Here is a 14,133-nt window from a genome sequence, read left to right on the forward strand (position 1 = left end):
TTAACGGATTGGATATGACTGAACAGCAACCTGTTGCAGTTCTGGGAGGCGGCAGCTTCGGCACCGCCGTGGCGAACCTGCTGGCAGAAAACGGTGTGCCGGTGCGCCAATGGATGCGCGACCCGGAACAGGCCGAGGCCATGCGCGTCAATCGCGAGAATCCGCGCTACCTCAAGGGCATCCGCCTGCACGACGGCGTCGAGCCGGTCAGCGACCTGCTGGCCACCCTGCAGGCCAGCGAGCTGATTTTCGTCGCCCTGCCATCGAGCGCCTTGCGCAGCGTGCTGGCCCCGCATGCCGAGCTGCTGCGCGGCAAGGGCCTGGTCAGCCTGACCAAGGGCATCGAAGCGCAAAGCTTCAAGCTGATGAGCCAGATCCTCGAGGAAATCGCCCCCGAGGCTCGCATCGGCGTGCTGTCCGGCCCCAACCTGGCCCGTGAAATCGCCGAGCATGCGCTGACCGCCACGGTGGTTGCCAGCGAGGACGAAAAACTGTGCCAGCAGGTGCAGGCCGTGCTGCATGGGCGTACCTTCCGCGTCTATGCCAGTGCCGACCGCTTTGGCGTCGAGCTGGGCGGGGCGCTGAAGAACGTCTACGCCATCATCGCCGGCATGGCGGTGGCCCTGGGCATGGGCGAGAACACCAAGAGCATGCTGATTACCCGCGCCCTGGCCGAGATGACCCGCTTCGCCGTCAGCCAGGGTGCCAACCCCATGACCTTCCTCGGCCTGGCCGGTGTCGGTGACCTGATCGTCACCTGCTCCTCGCCCAAGAGCCGCAACTACCAGGTCGGCCACGCCCTGGGCCAGGGCCTGAGCCTGGAGCAGGCGGTCAACCGCCTGGGCGAAGTGGCCGAAGGCGTCAACACCCTCAAGGTGCTCAAGGCCAAGGCGCAGGAAGTGCAGGTGTACATGCCGCTGGTGGCTGGTCTGCATGCCATCCTGTTCGAAGGCCGCACGCTGAACCAGGTGATCGAGCACCTGATGCGTGCCGAGCCGAAGACCGATGTCGATTTCATTTCCATCAGCGGTTTCAACTGAGCCTTCAGCGGCTCTGACAACAGCAAGGAGCAACACATGAACGATACGCCCGAACGCGCCCAGCGCGAGTCGATCATCCTGCGGGTCCTGTGGATGGTGGTGTTCCTGGTGGTCTGGCAGCTGGCCGAGCTGCTGCTCGGTGGCCTGGTGCTGGTACAACTGATCTACCGCCTGGTGTACGGCGCCCCCAGCGCCAGCCTGATGAACTTCGGCGACAGCCTGAGCCAGTACCTGGCGCAGATCGGCCGCTTCGGCAGCTTCCACAGCGACCAGAAGCCCTGGCCGTTCGCCGACTGGCCGGCACCGCGTGCCCCGGAAGGCGAGGTGCCGCACGCGGTGGCTCCGGCCCCGCACCCGGTGCGTGACGAGGAGCCCAAGCTGTGAAGCTGTGGGTGCTGCGCCACGGTGAAGCGGAGCCGCGGGCCAACAGCGATGCCGAGCGCCGACTGACCGCCCATGGTCGCGAGCAGGTGCTGCACAGCGCCGCCCGCCTGCTGGGCCAGCCACTGCAGGCGATCATCGCCAGCCCTTACGTACGCGCCCAGCAAACGGCCGCCCTGGTGCATGACACCCTGGGCTTCGCCGAGCCGGTGCGCACCGTGCCCTGGCTGACGCCGGACAGTGATTTGCAGCAGGTTATCGGCGAAATCGAGCGCCTGGGCCTGGAGCATGTGCTGTTGGTCAGCCACCAGCCGCTGGTGGGTACCCTGGTCGGGGCGTTGCAGCATGGCCACCAGCAGCAACCGGCAGGCATGAGCACTGCAAGCCTGGCGGAGCTGGAAGGGGACTGGCCGCTGGCTGGGTTGATGACCCTTCAGGCGATCAACTCGCCGGCCTGAGCACAACATTGCTCAGGCTACCTCAGTCTCTTGTAGGAGCAGCCTTGTGCTGCGAAGAGGCCGGCAGGGCAAAAGCTCTTCTCCGGCAGTAATGGCCTCTTCGCAGCGCAAGGCTGCTCCTACAGGCCCTATGCATGGCTTGAAGGCGGTGCCGGCTCCCGCAAGCCTGACCTGATAGCCCTCGCCGATGACCTTTCCGGACGTTGCCGAACTGCCCCGCGATACCGACAATGGGCCATCATCCCCCATCCGGACCCGGCGCCATGTCGCAGCAGATCTTCTTCGCCCATGCCAACGGTTTCCCCTCGGCCACCTACGGCAAGCTGTTCGCCGCCCTGGCACCGGACTACCAGGTGCAGCACCTGGCCCAGCACGGCCACGATCCGCGCTTTCCGGTGGACGACAACTGGCAGAGCCTGGTCGATGAACTGCTGCATCACCTGGCCCGGCAGGACCAGCCGGTATGGGGCGTCGGCCATTCGCTGGGCGGGGTATTGCACCTGCACGCAGCCTTGCGCTGCCCCGAGTACTACCGCGGCGTGGTGATGCTCGACTCGCCGGTGCTCACCCGCGCCGACCAGTGGCTGCTGCGCACCGCCAAGCGCTTCGGCTTCATTGACCGTATCACCCCGGCTGGCCGCACCCTGGGGCGCCGCGAAACCTTCAATGACCGCGACAGTGCCCGGGACTATTTCGCCGGCAAGTCACTGTTCCGCCATTTCGATCCCGAATGCCTCGATGCCTACATAGAGCACGGCCTGCAGGCGATGGAGCAGGGGCTGCAGCTGCGCTTCGACCCAGCCACGGAAATCAGCATCTACCGCAGCATCCCGCATACCAGCCCTGCGCCCGCGCGGCAATTGCAGGTGCCGCTGGCCATGGTCCGTGGCGACCGCAGCAACGTCATTCGCCGCCACCACACACTGGCTGTGCGCGGCATGCCCAGGGGCGAGTTCCACAGCGTGCCGGGTGGCCACATGTTCCCGCTGGAGCGGCCAACCGACACCGCCAGCCTGATCAAGGGGCTGTTCGACCGCTGGAGCCAGGCATGAGCGCGCAGGTCGAGGAAATCCGCCTGAGCCTGGGCCATATCGAACTGGCGGCGCACCTGTTCGGCCCCGAGGACGGGCTGCCGGTAATCGCCCTGCATGGCTGGCTGGACAACGCCAACAGCTTCGCCCGCCTGGCGCCGCAGCTGAAAGGCCTGCGCATCGTCGCCCTGGACCTGGCCGGGCATGGTTACTCCGAGCACCGGCCGCTCGGCGCCGGCTATGCCCTGGCCGACTACGCCCATGACGTGCTGCGGGTGGCCGAGCAGCTGGGTTGGCAACGTTTCGCCCTGCTGGGCCATTCGCTGGGGGCAATCATTTCCGTGCAACTGGCTGGCGCGCTGCCGGAGCGGGTCAGCCATCTGGCCCTGATTGACGGCGTCATCCCGCCGACCGGCGCCGAGCAGGACGCCGGCGAGCGGTTGGGCATGGCACTGCAGGCCCAGTTGCGCCTGGATGGCAAGCGCAAGTCGGTGTACACCACACTGGAGCAGGGCGTGCAGGCGCGCATGAAAGGCATGGTCGCGGTCAGCCGCGAGGCAGCCGAGCTGCTGGCCCAGCGTGGCCTGATGCCGGTGCCCGGCGGTTACAGCTGGCGCAGCGACAGCCGCCTGACCCTGCCTTCGCCAGTGCGCCTGAGCGAGGCCCAGGCCATGGCCTACGTGCGCCGGGTAAGTTGCCCGGCGCGCCTGGTGGTGGCTGCCGACGGCATGCTGGCCCGCCACACAGGGTTGCTGGAGCAGCTACCCTTCGAGCAGGTGGCGCTGCCCGGTGGCCATCACCTGCACCTGAACGATGAGCAGGGCGCGGCCCTTGTCGCAGACTGTTTCAATCGCTTCTTTGGCTTTGCTTGACTTGCACCGGACAAGTGTCGAGGCTTGGCGGGTTGAACAGGGAGACAACCATGCAACTGCCAGACATCCTGGAGCTTCACCTCGGCGCTGAGCGCCGCCTGGTTCGCCAATGAGCGCGCCTGTTGCCATCCGTAATGCCTTCGCTGCCTGCCTGGTGTTCGCCAGCCCCGTTTTGTGGGCCGGCAGCCTGCCGGTACCGGTGGACGCCAAGGTGGTCGACCAGCGCCCGGCCGTGGAGCAGGAGCGTGTCTACCCCATGGGCCCGCTGCGCAAGATCAGCGGCCGCCTGCGGGTCGAGGACAAGGTCGAAAGCCGTGGCCAGGTCAGCTCGGTAACCTACGAACTGCCGGTCGAGCGTACCGCCCGCGAAGCCTTCACCAGCGCTCGCGAAGCACTGCAGCGCGACGGCGGCTACCCGCTGTTCTGGTGCCAGGGCCGCGATTGCGGCGAGGCCAGCCTGTGGGCCAATGATGTGTTCGCCAATGCCCGCCTCAACGGCGGCGACGAGCAGCAGGCGTTCATCCTGCTGCGCCGCTCGGCGGAGCAGGCCGATACCCTGGTCGCGCTGTACAGCGTCACCCGCGGCAACCGCCGCGCCTACCTGCACGTGGAAGAGTTCGTCGCCGGCAGCCCGCTGGGCGAACTGCTGCCGACCGCCGCCACGGTGCTGCGCGAAATGCGCGACACCGGCAAGCTCGACTACCCTGACCTGGCCGCACCGCAAGACGCCTGGGCGAACCTGTTGGCCCGCAGCCTGAACCTCGACAGCACCCTGCGTGCCAGCCTCAGTGGCGCCCAGGCTGAAGCCTGGCGCGAGGCCTTGGTCAAGGCGGGGGTGCGCAATGGCCGCCTCGAAGTCGGTAGCGCGCCTACCGACGGCCTGCACCTTGAACTGATCCGTTGAACGGGCACCACCATGGCTAACAATGACCGCTTGCTGGTCCAGATTCTGCTGCTGGCGCTGCTGGGTGCCGGCCTGTGGGTAATGGCACCTTTCATTTCAGCGCTGTTGTGGGGGGCCATCCTGGCCTTTGCCAGCTGGCCGTTGATGCGCTTGCTGACGCGTGCGCTGGGCGGGCGCGAAACCCTGGCGGCCAGCCTGCTGACCACTGCCTGGATCCTGATCGTGGCGCTGCCGCTGGTGTGGCTGGGGTTCAACCTGGCCGACCACATTCGCGATGCGACGGCGTTCGTGCGTGACGTGCAGGTGGACGGCCTGCCCGATGCTCCGGCGTGGCTGGGTGGCATCCCGTTGGTTGGCGAGCGCCTGGTCAGCTGGTGGCAATCGCTGGACCAGCAGGGCGCGGCCTTGCTGGCCTCGGTCAAGCCGCACCTGGGGCAGGTGGGCAACTGGTTGCTGGCGCGCAGCGCGCAGATCGGCAGCGGCGTGCTGGAGCTGACCCTCAGCCTGGTATTCGTGTTCTTCTTCTACCGCGATGGCCCGCGCTTGTCGGCGTTCGTCCTGCGCTTGCTGCACCGCCTGATGGGCGACCGTGCCGAGTACTACCTGGAGCTGGTCGCCGGTACGGTGCAGCGGGTGGTCAACGGGGTGATCGGTACAGCCGCCGCGCAGGGCGTGCTTGCATTGATCGGCTTCCTGATTGCCGGTGTGCCCGGGGCCATTGTGCTGGGCCTGGTGACCTTCATGCTCAGCCTGATTCCCATGGGCCCGCCACTAGCATGGATTCCGGCCACCGGCTGGCTGGTATGGAAAGGCGAATACGGCATGGCGGTGTTCCTGGGAGCCTGGGGCACCTTCATCATCAGTGGCGTGGACAACGTACTCAAACCGTACCTGATCAGCCGTGGCGGCAACCTGCCGTTGGTGATCGTGCTTCTGGGCGTGTTCGGCGGCCTGATCGCCTTTGGCTTCATTGGCCTGTTCATCGGGCCGACCTTGCTGGCGGTCGGCTACAGCCTGCTGCTGGACTGGAGCCGCAACGCCGTCCCGCAGCCGCCTCAGCAGTAAACCTGTACTGGCCTCTTCGCGGGTGAACCCGCTCCCACAAGGATCTCCACAGCCCGGGAGAGCGGTGCGGTCCCTGTAGGAGCGGGTTTACCCGCGAAGAGGCCGGTTCAGGCAACCTCAACTCCCGATCTTTACGCCTTCTTTATCGCCATCCCCACCTCCCAGTCTCGCCCCTTTACGCCCCTCGCTCGGACAATTTCCCCAAAGCGGCCCAAGCCGCACTACGGGGAGAACCACACATGAACATGCTCGACGGGCTGTCACTGCTGCTGGCAGTGGCATTGGCGTTTTATCTGCTGGTGGCGCTGCTGCGCGCCGATCGCAGCTAGGGAGTGGCCATGCACAGTTACGACTTCGCCTTGCTGTTGGCATTTTTCGCCATCGTGCTGCTGCCGGCACCCTGGCTCGGGCGGTTCTACTTCAAGGTCATGGAAGGCCAGCGCACCTGGCTGTCGCCCCTGCTGGGCCCGGTCGAGCAAACCTGCTACCGGCTGGCGGGCGTGCGCGCCGACCAGGAACAGAACTGGCAGCAGTACACCCTGGCCCTGCTGGCCTTCAACCTGGCCGGGTTCCTGCTGCTGTTCGCCGTGCTGCTGTTGCAGGGCTACCTGCCATTCAACCCGCAGCATCTGCCCGGCCAGGAATGGTCGCTGGCGTTCAATACCGCGGTCAGCTTCGTCACTAACACCAACTGGCAGACCTACAGCGGTGAGGCGTCGGTCAGCTACCTGAGCCAGATGCTCGGCCTGACCGTGCAGAACTTCGTCAGCGCCGCCACCGGCCTGGCCGTGCTGGTCGCCCTGTGCCGCGGCATCGCCCGGCGCAGCGCCACGACGCTGGGCAACTTCTGGGTCGACATTACCCGCGCCACCCTCTACGGCCTGCTGCCGCTGTGCCTGCTGCTGGCGTTGCTGCTGGTATGGCAGGGCGTACCGCAAACCTTGGCCGACTACGCCCACGCGGTCACCCTGCAAGGCACCGAGCAGACCATCCCGCTGGGCCCGGCCGCCAGCCAGATCGCCATCAAGCAGCTGGGTACCAACGGCGGTGGCTTCTTCGGGGTCAACTCGGCGCACCCGTTCGAGAACCCCACGGCCTGGAGCAACCTGTTCGAGGTGACTTCGATCATCCTCATTCCGGTGGCGCTGGTGTTCACCTTTGGTCACTACGTGAAGGACCTGCGCCAGAGCCGCGCCATCCTCGCCTGCATGCTTGCCCTGTTCCTGATCGGGGGCAGCACGGCGTTGTGGTCCGAGTACCAGCCCAACCCGGCCCTCGAGGGCGCGCAGGTACAGCAAAGCGCCCCCATGGAGGGCAAGGAAAGCCGCTTCGGCACCACCGGTTCGGTGCTGTGGACAGTGACTACCACCTCTGCCTCCAACGGTTCGGTCAATGCCATGCACGATAGCCTCAACCCGCTGACCGGCATGGTGGCGATGGTCAACATGATGGTCGGTGAGGTGATCTTTGGCGGCGTCGGTGCAGGGCTGTACGGCATGCTGCTGTTCGTGCTGATCGCGGTGTTCCTGGCCGGGCTGATGATCGGCCGCACCCCGGAATACCTGGGCAAGAAGCTGCAGGCCCGCGAGGTGCAGTTGCTGGTGGCGACCCTGCTGGTGATGCCGGTCGGCGTGCTGGTGCTCGGCGCCATCGCCGCCAGCCTGCCGGGCCCGGCGGGTGCGGTCAGCAACCCGGGTGCGCATGGCTTCAGCCAACTGCTGTACGCCTACACCTCGGGCACGGCCAACAACGGCTCGGCCTTTGCCGGCTTCGGTGCCAACACGGTGTTCCACAACCTGATGATCGGCCTGGCCATGCTTGTCGGCCGCTTCGGCTACATCCTGCCGGTGCTGGCGCTGGCCGGCTGCCTGGCGGCGAAGAAAAGCGCGCCCCAGGGGCTGAACAGCTTCCCCACCCATGGCCCGCTGTTCACCGGCCTGCTGCTGGTCACCATCCTGCTGGTCGGTGGCCTGACCTTCCTGCCGACCCTGGCCCTTGGGCCGATCGCCGAACACTTGAGCCTGGGTTTTTGAGGACCGACCATGAACATGCCCATTCCTGAAGTACAAACTCGGCATAGTGCCAAGGACCAGACCCGCTTCGCCGCGTTGTGGCGCCCGGCGCTGGTGCAGGCATTCGTCAAGCTCGACCCGCGCCAGCTCAAGCGCTCGCCGGTGATGCTGGTAGTCGCCCTGACCGCTGTGCTGACCACCGTCTTGTGCTTCGCCCCCGGCAGTGGCGTGAGCACCGGCGTTGCCGTGCAGATCGCCCTGTGGCTGTGGTTCACCGTGCTGTTCGCCAACTTCGCCGAGGCCCTTGCCGAAGGCCGTGGCAAGGCCCGCGCCGACAGCCTCAAGGCCGGTAGCCAGGGCCTGACCGCCCAGCGTCGCAAGCGCGATGGCAGCTACGAGACCGTCGCGGCCAGCGCGCTGCGCAAGGACGATGTGGTGCGCGTGGTGGCCGGCGAAATGATCCCCGGTGACGGCGAGGTGCTCGAAGGTATCGCTGCGGTCAACGAGGCCGCCATTACCGGCGAGTCCGCGCCGGTGATCCGCGAGTCCGGCGGCGACCGCTCGGCGGTGACCGGCAATACCCGGCTGGTCTCCGACTGGTTGTTGATCCGCATCACCAGCAACCCGGGCGAATCGACCCTCGACCGCATGATTGCCCTGGTCGAAGGCGCCAAGCGGCAGAAGACCCCGAACGAGATCGCCCTCGACATCCTGCTGATCGGCCTGACCCTGATCTTCCTGATCGTGGTGGTGACCCTGCAGCCGTTCGCCCACTTTGTCGGTGGCAGCCTGCCGCTGATCTTTCTCGCCGCATTGCTGGTAACGCTGATCCCCACCACCATTGGCGGCCTGCTGTCGGCCATCGGCATTGCCGGCATGGACCGGCTGGTGCGGCTGAACGTCATCGCCCGCTCGGGCCGGGCGGTGGAGGCGGCCGGTGACGTGCATACGCTGATGCTCGACAAGACTGGCACCATTACCTTCGGCAACCGCCGCTGCAGTGCGCTGCACGCGGCACCGGGCATCACCGCCCGCGAGCTGGGGGAGGGCGCCTTGCTGGCCTCGCTGGCGGACGACACCGCCGAGGGCAAGTCGATCGTCGAGTACCTGCGCCAGTTGCATGACTTCGTCGAACCGGCCGCCGGGCAGTTCGAGGCGGTGGCGTTCAGCGCCGAGACGCGCCTGTCGGGTATCGACTTGCAGCAGCACCGCTACCGCAAGGGCGCCGTCGACGCCGTGCTGGCATTCGTTGGCATGCAACGCCTGGAAATGCCCCTGGCGCTGGCCCGTGAAGTGGAGCGCATTGCCCAGAGCGGCGGCACACCGTTACTGGTGTGCATCGACAAGCGCCTGCTCGGCGTGATCCACCTCAAGGACGTGGTCAAGCCCGGCATCCGCGAGCGCTTTGCCGAGCTGCGCAAGCTGGGCATCCGCACGGTGATGGTGACCGGCGACAACCCGCTGACCGCTGCTGCCATCGCTGCCGAGGCCGGCGTGGATGACGTGCTGGCCGAGGCCACGCCAGAGAAGAAGCTGGCGCGCATCCGCCAGGAGCAGAACGACGGCCGCCTGGTGGCCATGTGCGGCGACGGCGCCAACGACGCCCCGGCCCTGGCCCAGGCGGACGTGGGCATGGCCATGAACGACGGCACCCAGGCCGCGCGCGAGGCGGCCAACATGGTCGACCTGGACAGCGACCCGACCAAGTTGCTGGATGTGGTGCAGGTCGGCAAGGAGCTGCTGGTGACCCGCGGCGCGTTGACCACCTTCTCCATCGCCAACGATGTGGCCAAGTACTTCGCCATCCTGCCGGCGCTGTTCGCTGCCATCTACCCGCAGCTGGGCGTGCTCAACCTGATGCACCTGGCCAGCCCGCAGAGTGCGATTCTGTCGGCCATCGTGTTCAACGCGCTGATCATCATCGTGCTGATCCCGCTGGCGCTGCGCGGCGTGCGGGTGCAGGCGGCCAGTGCGGCGCACCTGCTGCGGCGCAACCTGCTGATCTACGGGTTGGGCGGCATTGTCGTGCCGTTTGCCGGGATCAAGCTGATCGACCTGCTGCTCAATGCCCTGCACCTGGTCTGAGGAGGCCACCATGAATGCTTATGTACGCCCGGCATTGAGCCTGGCCCTGTTGATGACCCTGGTGACCGGCGCGATGTATCCGCTGGCGGTGACCGGTATTGCCCAGGTGGCTTTCCCCAGCCAGGCCAATGGCAGCCTGGTACGCGATGACTGGGGCCAGGTGCGCGGTTCGGCGCTGATTGCCCAGGATTTCCAGGGCGATGGCTGGTTCCACGCGCGGCCATCGGCAGGCGCATACGCCACCGTGGCCAGCAGCGCCAGCAACCTGTCGCCGAGCAACCCGGCGCTGGCCGAGCGGGTCAAGGGCGATGCGGCTGCGTTGTACCAGGCGCAGCAGGGGCCGGTGCCCCAGGCGCTGCTCACCACCTCGGGCAGCGGCCTCGACCCGCACCTGCCGCCGGAGGCCGTGGCCTACCAGATCCCGCGGGTGGCGGCGGCACGGCAGTTGCCGGTGGAGCGCTTGCAAGGCTTGCTGGAAGAGGCCACCCTCCACCCATTGATCGGCCCGCCGGTGGTCAATGTGCTGGCCTTGAACCAGGCACTTGAGCATCTGGGCCACTGATATCGGGGCCGCTTTGCGGCCCTTCGCGGGCTTGCCCGCTCCCACAGGTACAGCGCAGCTTCCGAGTATTGCGATCACCCTGTGGGAGCGGGCAAGCCCGCGAAGGCCTGCAAAGCAGGCCCAAAAGAGGCTGCAGGACGCCGCCACACCAAAGGATGAAAGATGAGTGACTCCGCCCGCGCAGACGCGCTGTTGGCTACCCTCCCGCGAAGCGGCCGGGGGCGGTTGAAGGTGTTCCTTGGCGCCGCCCCGGGCGTCGGCAAGACCTTCGCCATGCTCCAGGCCGCCCACGCCCAGCAACGCCAGGGCGTGCAGGTGCTGGCCGGGGTGGTCGAAACCCATGGCCGTGCCGAAACCGAGGTATTGCTCGCTGGCCTTCAGCAGCAGCCCCTGCTGCGCAGCCAGTACCGCGGCGTCACCCTCGAGGAAATGGACCTCGACGGCTTGCTCAAGGCCGCGCCGGCCCTGGTACTGGTCGACGAACTGGCCCACACCAATGCGCCCGGCAGCCGCCACGCCAAACGCTGGCAGGACGTACAGGAACTGCTGGCCGCCGGCATCGATGTGTACACCACGGTCAACGTCCAGCACCTGGAAAGCCTCAACGACAAGGTCCGCGACATTACCGGCGTGCAAGTGCGCGAAACCCTGCCGGACTGGGTACTGCAGGAAGCCTTCGAGCTGGTGCTGATCGACCTGCCACCCCGTGAGCTGCTCGAACGCCTGCGCGAAGGCAAGGTGTACGTGCCCGAGCAGGCGCGGGCCGCCATCGATGCGTTCTTCTCGCAAACCAACCTTACCGCCCTGCGCGAACTGGCCATGCAGACCGCCGCTGCCCAGGTGGATGCCGACCTGGCCCACGGTTATCGCCAACGCGGCCAGGAAGCCCCGGCCCTGCGTGGGCGCTTGCTGGTGGGCGTGGATGGCGACGACCAGGCGGAACGTTTGGTGCGCCATGCCAGCCGCGTGGCGCAACGCCGCCACCTGCCCTGGAGCCTGGTGCACGTGGACAACGGCCGCCTGCGCGACGAAACCGCACGCCAGCGTCTGCAAGCTGCCCAGCAACTGGCCGAACGCCTGGGCGGGGAGGTGGTACTGCTGCGTGCCGGCGAAGTGGTGCGCACGCTGATCCAGCATGCCGCCGAACGGCGGGCCAGCCTGGTGCTGGTCGGGCAGTCCCGCGACCGCCTGCGCCGGCGCCTGTTCGGTGCCGGTGTGGCCGCGCGGCTGCTGCGCGAAAGCCACGGCCTGGAAATCAACGTGCTGGACCGCGACGCGCAGCCGCAAGCGCCGCGTTCGGCGGTGCGGCGGGTGTGGGTCTGGCGCCATTACCTGCTGGCGCTGCTGGCAACGGTCATGGCCGCGGGCCTGGCCTGGGCGGTGTCGAGCGTGCTGGCCCTGCCCAACATCTCGCTGGTGTTTTTGGCCGCGGTGTTGCTGGTGGCGGTGCGCAGCAGCCTGGGGCCTGCGCTGGCCTGCGCGGTGCTGTCGTTCCTGACCTACGACTTCCTGTTCATCCCGCCCAACCTGTCGTTCAGGATCCAGCGCGAAGAGGACGTGCTGACCCTGGTGTTCTTCCTGTTGATGGCAGCACTCACCGGCAACCTGGCTGCCCGTCAGCGCCGCCAGTTGCAGGCGCTGCGCGAGACCCAGGCGCAGACCAGCCAGTTGCTCGACCTGTCGCGCCGGCTGACCGTGGCCACCGACCGCCAGGCGGTGTTCAACGCCGCCGGCCAGCACCTGGACGGTTGGCAGGACATGCAGGTGTGCCTGCTGGAGCGCAATGTCGAAGGCCAGTTGCAGGTGGCCAGCGGCGAAGCTCATGCCTTCAGCGATAACGAACGCGCCGCCGCAGAATGGGCCTGGCAGCACGGCCAGGCCGCCGGTCATGGCAGCGACACCCTGCCCAATGGCCGCTGGTGGTGGTGGCCGCTGGCGGTGGATGAACAGCCCCTGGCATTGCTCGGGGTGCGCCCACGTTCCGGCCAGCCGCTCAGCGACCCGCGCCGGCGCCTGCTCACCGCCCTTGGTCAGCCACTGGCCCAGGCCCTGGCCCGCGCGCGCCTGGCCGAACAGCTGGAGGCCGCGCGCCTGCATGGTGAAACCGAGCAGCTGCGCAGCGCCTTGCTCGCGTCCGTTTCCCATGATTTGCGCACCCCGCTGACCGCCATGCGCGGCAGCATCGACAGCCTGCTGGCGCTGGGCGAGGCGATCCCCACCGCCGACCGCCGCGAACTGCTGGAGGGTACCCGCAACGAGGCCGAACGCCTCGACCGCTACATCCAGAACCTGCTCGACATGACCCGCCTGGGCCACGGCGGCCTCAAGCTGGCCCGCGACTGGGTGGCCCCGGCCGACATCGTCGGCAGCGCGCTCAACCGCCTTCGCGCGATGCTGGCGCCGCTGCGGGTACACACTGATGTGCCGGCCGAGCTGCCGTTGCTGTTCGTGCATGCGGCGTTGATCGAGCAGGCCCTGGTCAACGTGCTGGAAAACGCCGCGCGCTTCTCGCCAGCCAATGGCCGGCTGGAGCTGCAGGTGTCGGTGCAGGACGCCCGGTTATGCTTTGCCGTCAGCGACCAGGGCCCCGGCATTCCCGTGGAAGACCGCGAGAAGATCTTCGACATGTTCTACACCGCCGCTCGCGGCGACCGCGGCGGGCAGGGCACCGGCCTGGGCCTGGCGATCTGCCAGGGCATGATCGGCGCCCATGGCGGGCAAATCCTGGTGGGTGAAGGCATCGATGGCCAGGGCACCAGCATCACTTTATGCTTGCCGCTGCCTCCTCAACCTGAAACCGAAAGCGAAACCCCATGAGTCAGTCCGCCACCCTTCTGGTCATCGACGATGAACCGCAGATCCGCAAGTTCCTGCGTATCAGCCTGGCCTCGCAAGGCTACAAGGTGCTCGAGGCCGCCACCGGCACGGAAGGGCTGGCCCAGGCGGCCTTGGGCAAGCCGGACCTGGTGGTGCTTGACCTGGGCCTTCCGGACATGGACGGCCAGCAGGTACTGCGTGACTTGCGCGAATGGAGCGCGGTGCCGGTGCTGGTGTTGTCGGTGCGCGCCAGTGAAGTGCAGAAGGTCGATGCGCTGGATGGTGGCGCCAATGACTATGTGACCAAGCCGTTCGGCATCCAGGAGTTTCTGGCGCGGGTGCGCGCCTTGCTGCGCCAGGTGCCGCAGGCCGGTGGCTCGGAAGTGGCGGCCAGTTTTGGGCCGTTGATGGTGGACTTTGCCTTTCGCCGGGTGACCCTGGATGGCGTGGAAGTGGCGCTGACCCGCAAGGAGTATGCGCTGCTGGCGCAGCTGGCCGGGCACCCGGGGCGGGTGATTACCCAGCAGCAACTGCTCAAGGATATCTGGGGGCCTACCCATGTGGATGACACCCATTACCTGCGGATCGTGGTCGGGCATCTGCGGCAGAAGCTGGGCGATGACCCCACGGCACCGCGGTTCATCATCACCGAGCCAGGGGTGGGATACAGGTTGGTGGCGCCGACCATGTAACCCCTGAGGGAGCGGGCGTGCCCGCGAAGAATCCAGCGCGATGCATGGCACCGGCTGCGCCGGTGTTCGCGGGCATGCCCGCTCCCACAGGGTCCCTGCTAATTCAATGAGTCATGTGCAGTCCAAGAGAGATTGCCCAGCCCTTTGGGCTGCGCTGTCGCGTAGAAAACTGAATTCGCAAGCGGCCCGCGTACCCTGTGGGAGCGGCTTTAGC

At 67.2% G+C, this 14,133-nt stretch carries 13 protein-coding genes; all 13 read left to right on the forward strand.

Annotation, left to right across the window (positions count from 1 at the left end; all coding sequences use genetic code 11):
- Window positions 1-14 precede the first annotated feature (14 nt).
- The 13 genes from ABIB24_RS08335 to ABIB24_RS08395 all read left to right on the forward strand — a co-directional run bounded on the left by ABIB24_RS08335 (window position 15) and on the right by ABIB24_RS08395 (window position 13,919).
- Window positions 15-1,040 (forward strand): NAD(P)H-dependent glycerol-3-phosphate dehydrogenase, encoded by a 1,026-nt coding sequence (locus ABIB24_RS08335; RefSeq protein WP_025339958.1) that lies wholly within the window; start codon window positions 15-17, stop codon window positions 1,038-1,040.
- 36 nt (window positions 1,041-1,076) lie between these two features.
- Window positions 1,077-1,424, forward strand: coding sequence for a DUF4389 domain-containing protein (locus tag ABIB24_RS08340; protein WP_354316301.1), 348 nt, complete (start codon window positions 1,077-1,079; stop codon window positions 1,422-1,424).
- Window positions 1,421-1,879, forward strand: coding sequence for a phosphohistidine phosphatase SixA (gene sixA / locus ABIB24_RS08345; protein WP_354316302.1), 459 nt, complete (start codon window positions 1,421-1,423; stop codon window positions 1,877-1,879). The genes ABIB24_RS08340 and sixA overlap by 4 nt, the downstream gene beginning before the upstream one ends.
- Window positions 1,880-2,142: 263 nt before the next feature.
- Entirely contained in the window at window positions 2,143-2,931 is a 789-nt protein-coding gene (locus ABIB24_RS08350; RefSeq protein ID WP_085592762.1) for an alpha/beta fold hydrolase, read from the forward strand.
- Window positions 2,928-3,782 carry an alpha/beta hydrolase gene (locus ABIB24_RS08355; protein ID WP_354316304.1) on the forward strand — a complete coding sequence of 285 codons (855 nt, stop codon included), beginning with the start codon at window positions 2,928-2,930 and terminating at the stop codon, window positions 3,780-3,782. Before ABIB24_RS08350 ends, ABIB24_RS08355 begins: the two co-directional genes overlap by 4 nt.
- A gap of 109 nt (window positions 3,783-3,891) precedes the next feature.
- On the forward strand, window positions 3,892-4,686 hold the full coding sequence (locus tag ABIB24_RS08360; protein WP_025339954.1) for a DUF4892 domain-containing protein: 795 nt from the start codon (window positions 3,892-3,894) through the stop codon (window positions 4,684-4,686).
- 12 nt (window positions 4,687-4,698) lie between these two features.
- A complete protein-coding gene (locus ABIB24_RS08365) occupies window positions 4,699-5,751 on the forward strand; it encodes an AI-2E family transporter (RefSeq protein ID WP_013973419.1) in 1,053 nt (350 codons plus the stop codon).
- Window positions 5,752-5,990: 239 nt separating this feature from the next.
- Window positions 5,991-6,080 carry a K(+)-transporting ATPase subunit F gene (kdpF, locus tag ABIB24_RS08370; RefSeq protein WP_003251485.1) on the forward strand — a complete coding sequence of 30 codons (90 nt, stop codon included), beginning with the start codon at window positions 5,991-5,993 and terminating at the stop codon, window positions 6,078-6,080.
- A 9-nt stretch (window positions 6,081-6,089) separates the two neighbouring features.
- Window positions 6,090-7,784 carry a potassium-transporting ATPase subunit KdpA gene (gene kdpA / locus ABIB24_RS08375; protein WP_354316306.1) on the forward strand — a complete coding sequence of 565 codons (1,695 nt, stop codon included), beginning with the start codon at window positions 6,090-6,092 and terminating at the stop codon, window positions 7,782-7,784.
- A gap of 9 nt (window positions 7,785-7,793) precedes the next feature.
- Window positions 7,794-9,848, forward strand: a complete 2,055-nt coding sequence (gene kdpB, locus ABIB24_RS08380) for a potassium-transporting ATPase subunit KdpB (RefSeq protein ID WP_274078353.1) — start codon at window positions 7,794-7,796, stop codon at window positions 9,846-9,848.
- A gap of 10 nt (window positions 9,849-9,858) precedes the next feature.
- On the forward strand, window positions 9,859-10,410 hold the full coding sequence (gene kdpC / locus ABIB24_RS08385; RefSeq protein WP_354316307.1) for a potassium-transporting ATPase subunit KdpC: 552 nt from the start codon (window positions 9,859-9,861) through the stop codon (window positions 10,408-10,410).
- A 162-nt stretch (window positions 10,411-10,572) separates the two neighbouring features.
- The gene (locus ABIB24_RS08390; RefSeq protein WP_354316308.1) at window positions 10,573-13,227 is read left to right on the forward strand and encodes a DUF4118 domain-containing protein; all 2,655 of its coding nucleotides are present in this window, start codon (window positions 10,573-10,575) and stop codon (window positions 13,225-13,227) included.
- Window positions 13,224-13,919 (forward strand): response regulator, encoded by a 696-nt coding sequence (locus ABIB24_RS08395; protein WP_025339949.1) that lies wholly within the window; start codon window positions 13,224-13,226, stop codon window positions 13,917-13,919. The genes ABIB24_RS08390 and ABIB24_RS08395 overlap by 4 nt, the downstream gene beginning before the upstream one ends.
- The last annotated feature ends 214 nt before the right edge of the window (window positions 13,920-14,133 follow it).

Source organism: Pseudomonas sp. UYEF17 (assembly GCF_040546125.1).
Lineage (GTDB): Bacteria > Pseudomonadota > Gammaproteobacteria > Pseudomonadales > Pseudomonadaceae > Aquipseudomonas > Aquipseudomonas putida_Z.

Coding starts and splice junctions, on each gene's coding strand:
- ABIB24_RS08335 (WP_025339958.1), top strand. CDS start 15: ATGACTGAACAGCAACCTGTTGCAGTTCTGGGAGGCGGCAGCTTCGGC.
- ABIB24_RS08340 (WP_354316301.1), top strand. CDS start 1,077: ATGAACGATACGCCCGAACGCGCCCAGCGCGAGTCGATCATCCTGCGG.
- ABIB24_RS08350 (WP_085592762.1), top strand. CDS start 2,143: ATGTCGCAGCAGATCTTCTTCGCCCATGCCAACGGTTTCCCCTCGGCC.
- ABIB24_RS08355 (WP_354316304.1), top strand. CDS start 2,928: ATGAGCGCGCAGGTCGAGGAAATCCGCCTGAGCCTGGGCCATATCGAA.
- ABIB24_RS08360 (WP_025339954.1), top strand. CDS start 3,892: ATGAGCGCGCCTGTTGCCATCCGTAATGCCTTCGCTGCCTGCCTGGTG.
- ABIB24_RS08365 (WP_013973419.1), top strand. CDS start 4,699: ATGGCTAACAATGACCGCTTGCTGGTCCAGATTCTGCTGCTGGCGCTG.
- kdpF (WP_003251485.1), top strand. CDS start 5,991: ATGAACATGCTCGACGGGCTGTCACTGCTGCTGGCAGTGGCATTGGCG.
- kdpA (WP_354316306.1), top strand. CDS start 6,090: ATGCACAGTTACGACTTCGCCTTGCTGTTGGCATTTTTCGCCATCGTG.
- kdpB (WP_274078353.1), top strand. CDS start 7,794: ATGAACATGCCCATTCCTGAAGTACAAACTCGGCATAGTGCCAAGGAC.
- kdpC (WP_354316307.1), top strand. CDS start 9,859: ATGAATGCTTATGTACGCCCGGCATTGAGCCTGGCCCTGTTGATGACC.
- ABIB24_RS08390 (WP_354316308.1), top strand. CDS start 10,573: ATGAGTGACTCCGCCCGCGCAGACGCGCTGTTGGCTACCCTCCCGCGA.
- ABIB24_RS08395 (WP_025339949.1), top strand. CDS start 13,224: ATGAGTCAGTCCGCCACCCTTCTGGTCATCGACGATGAACCGCAGATC.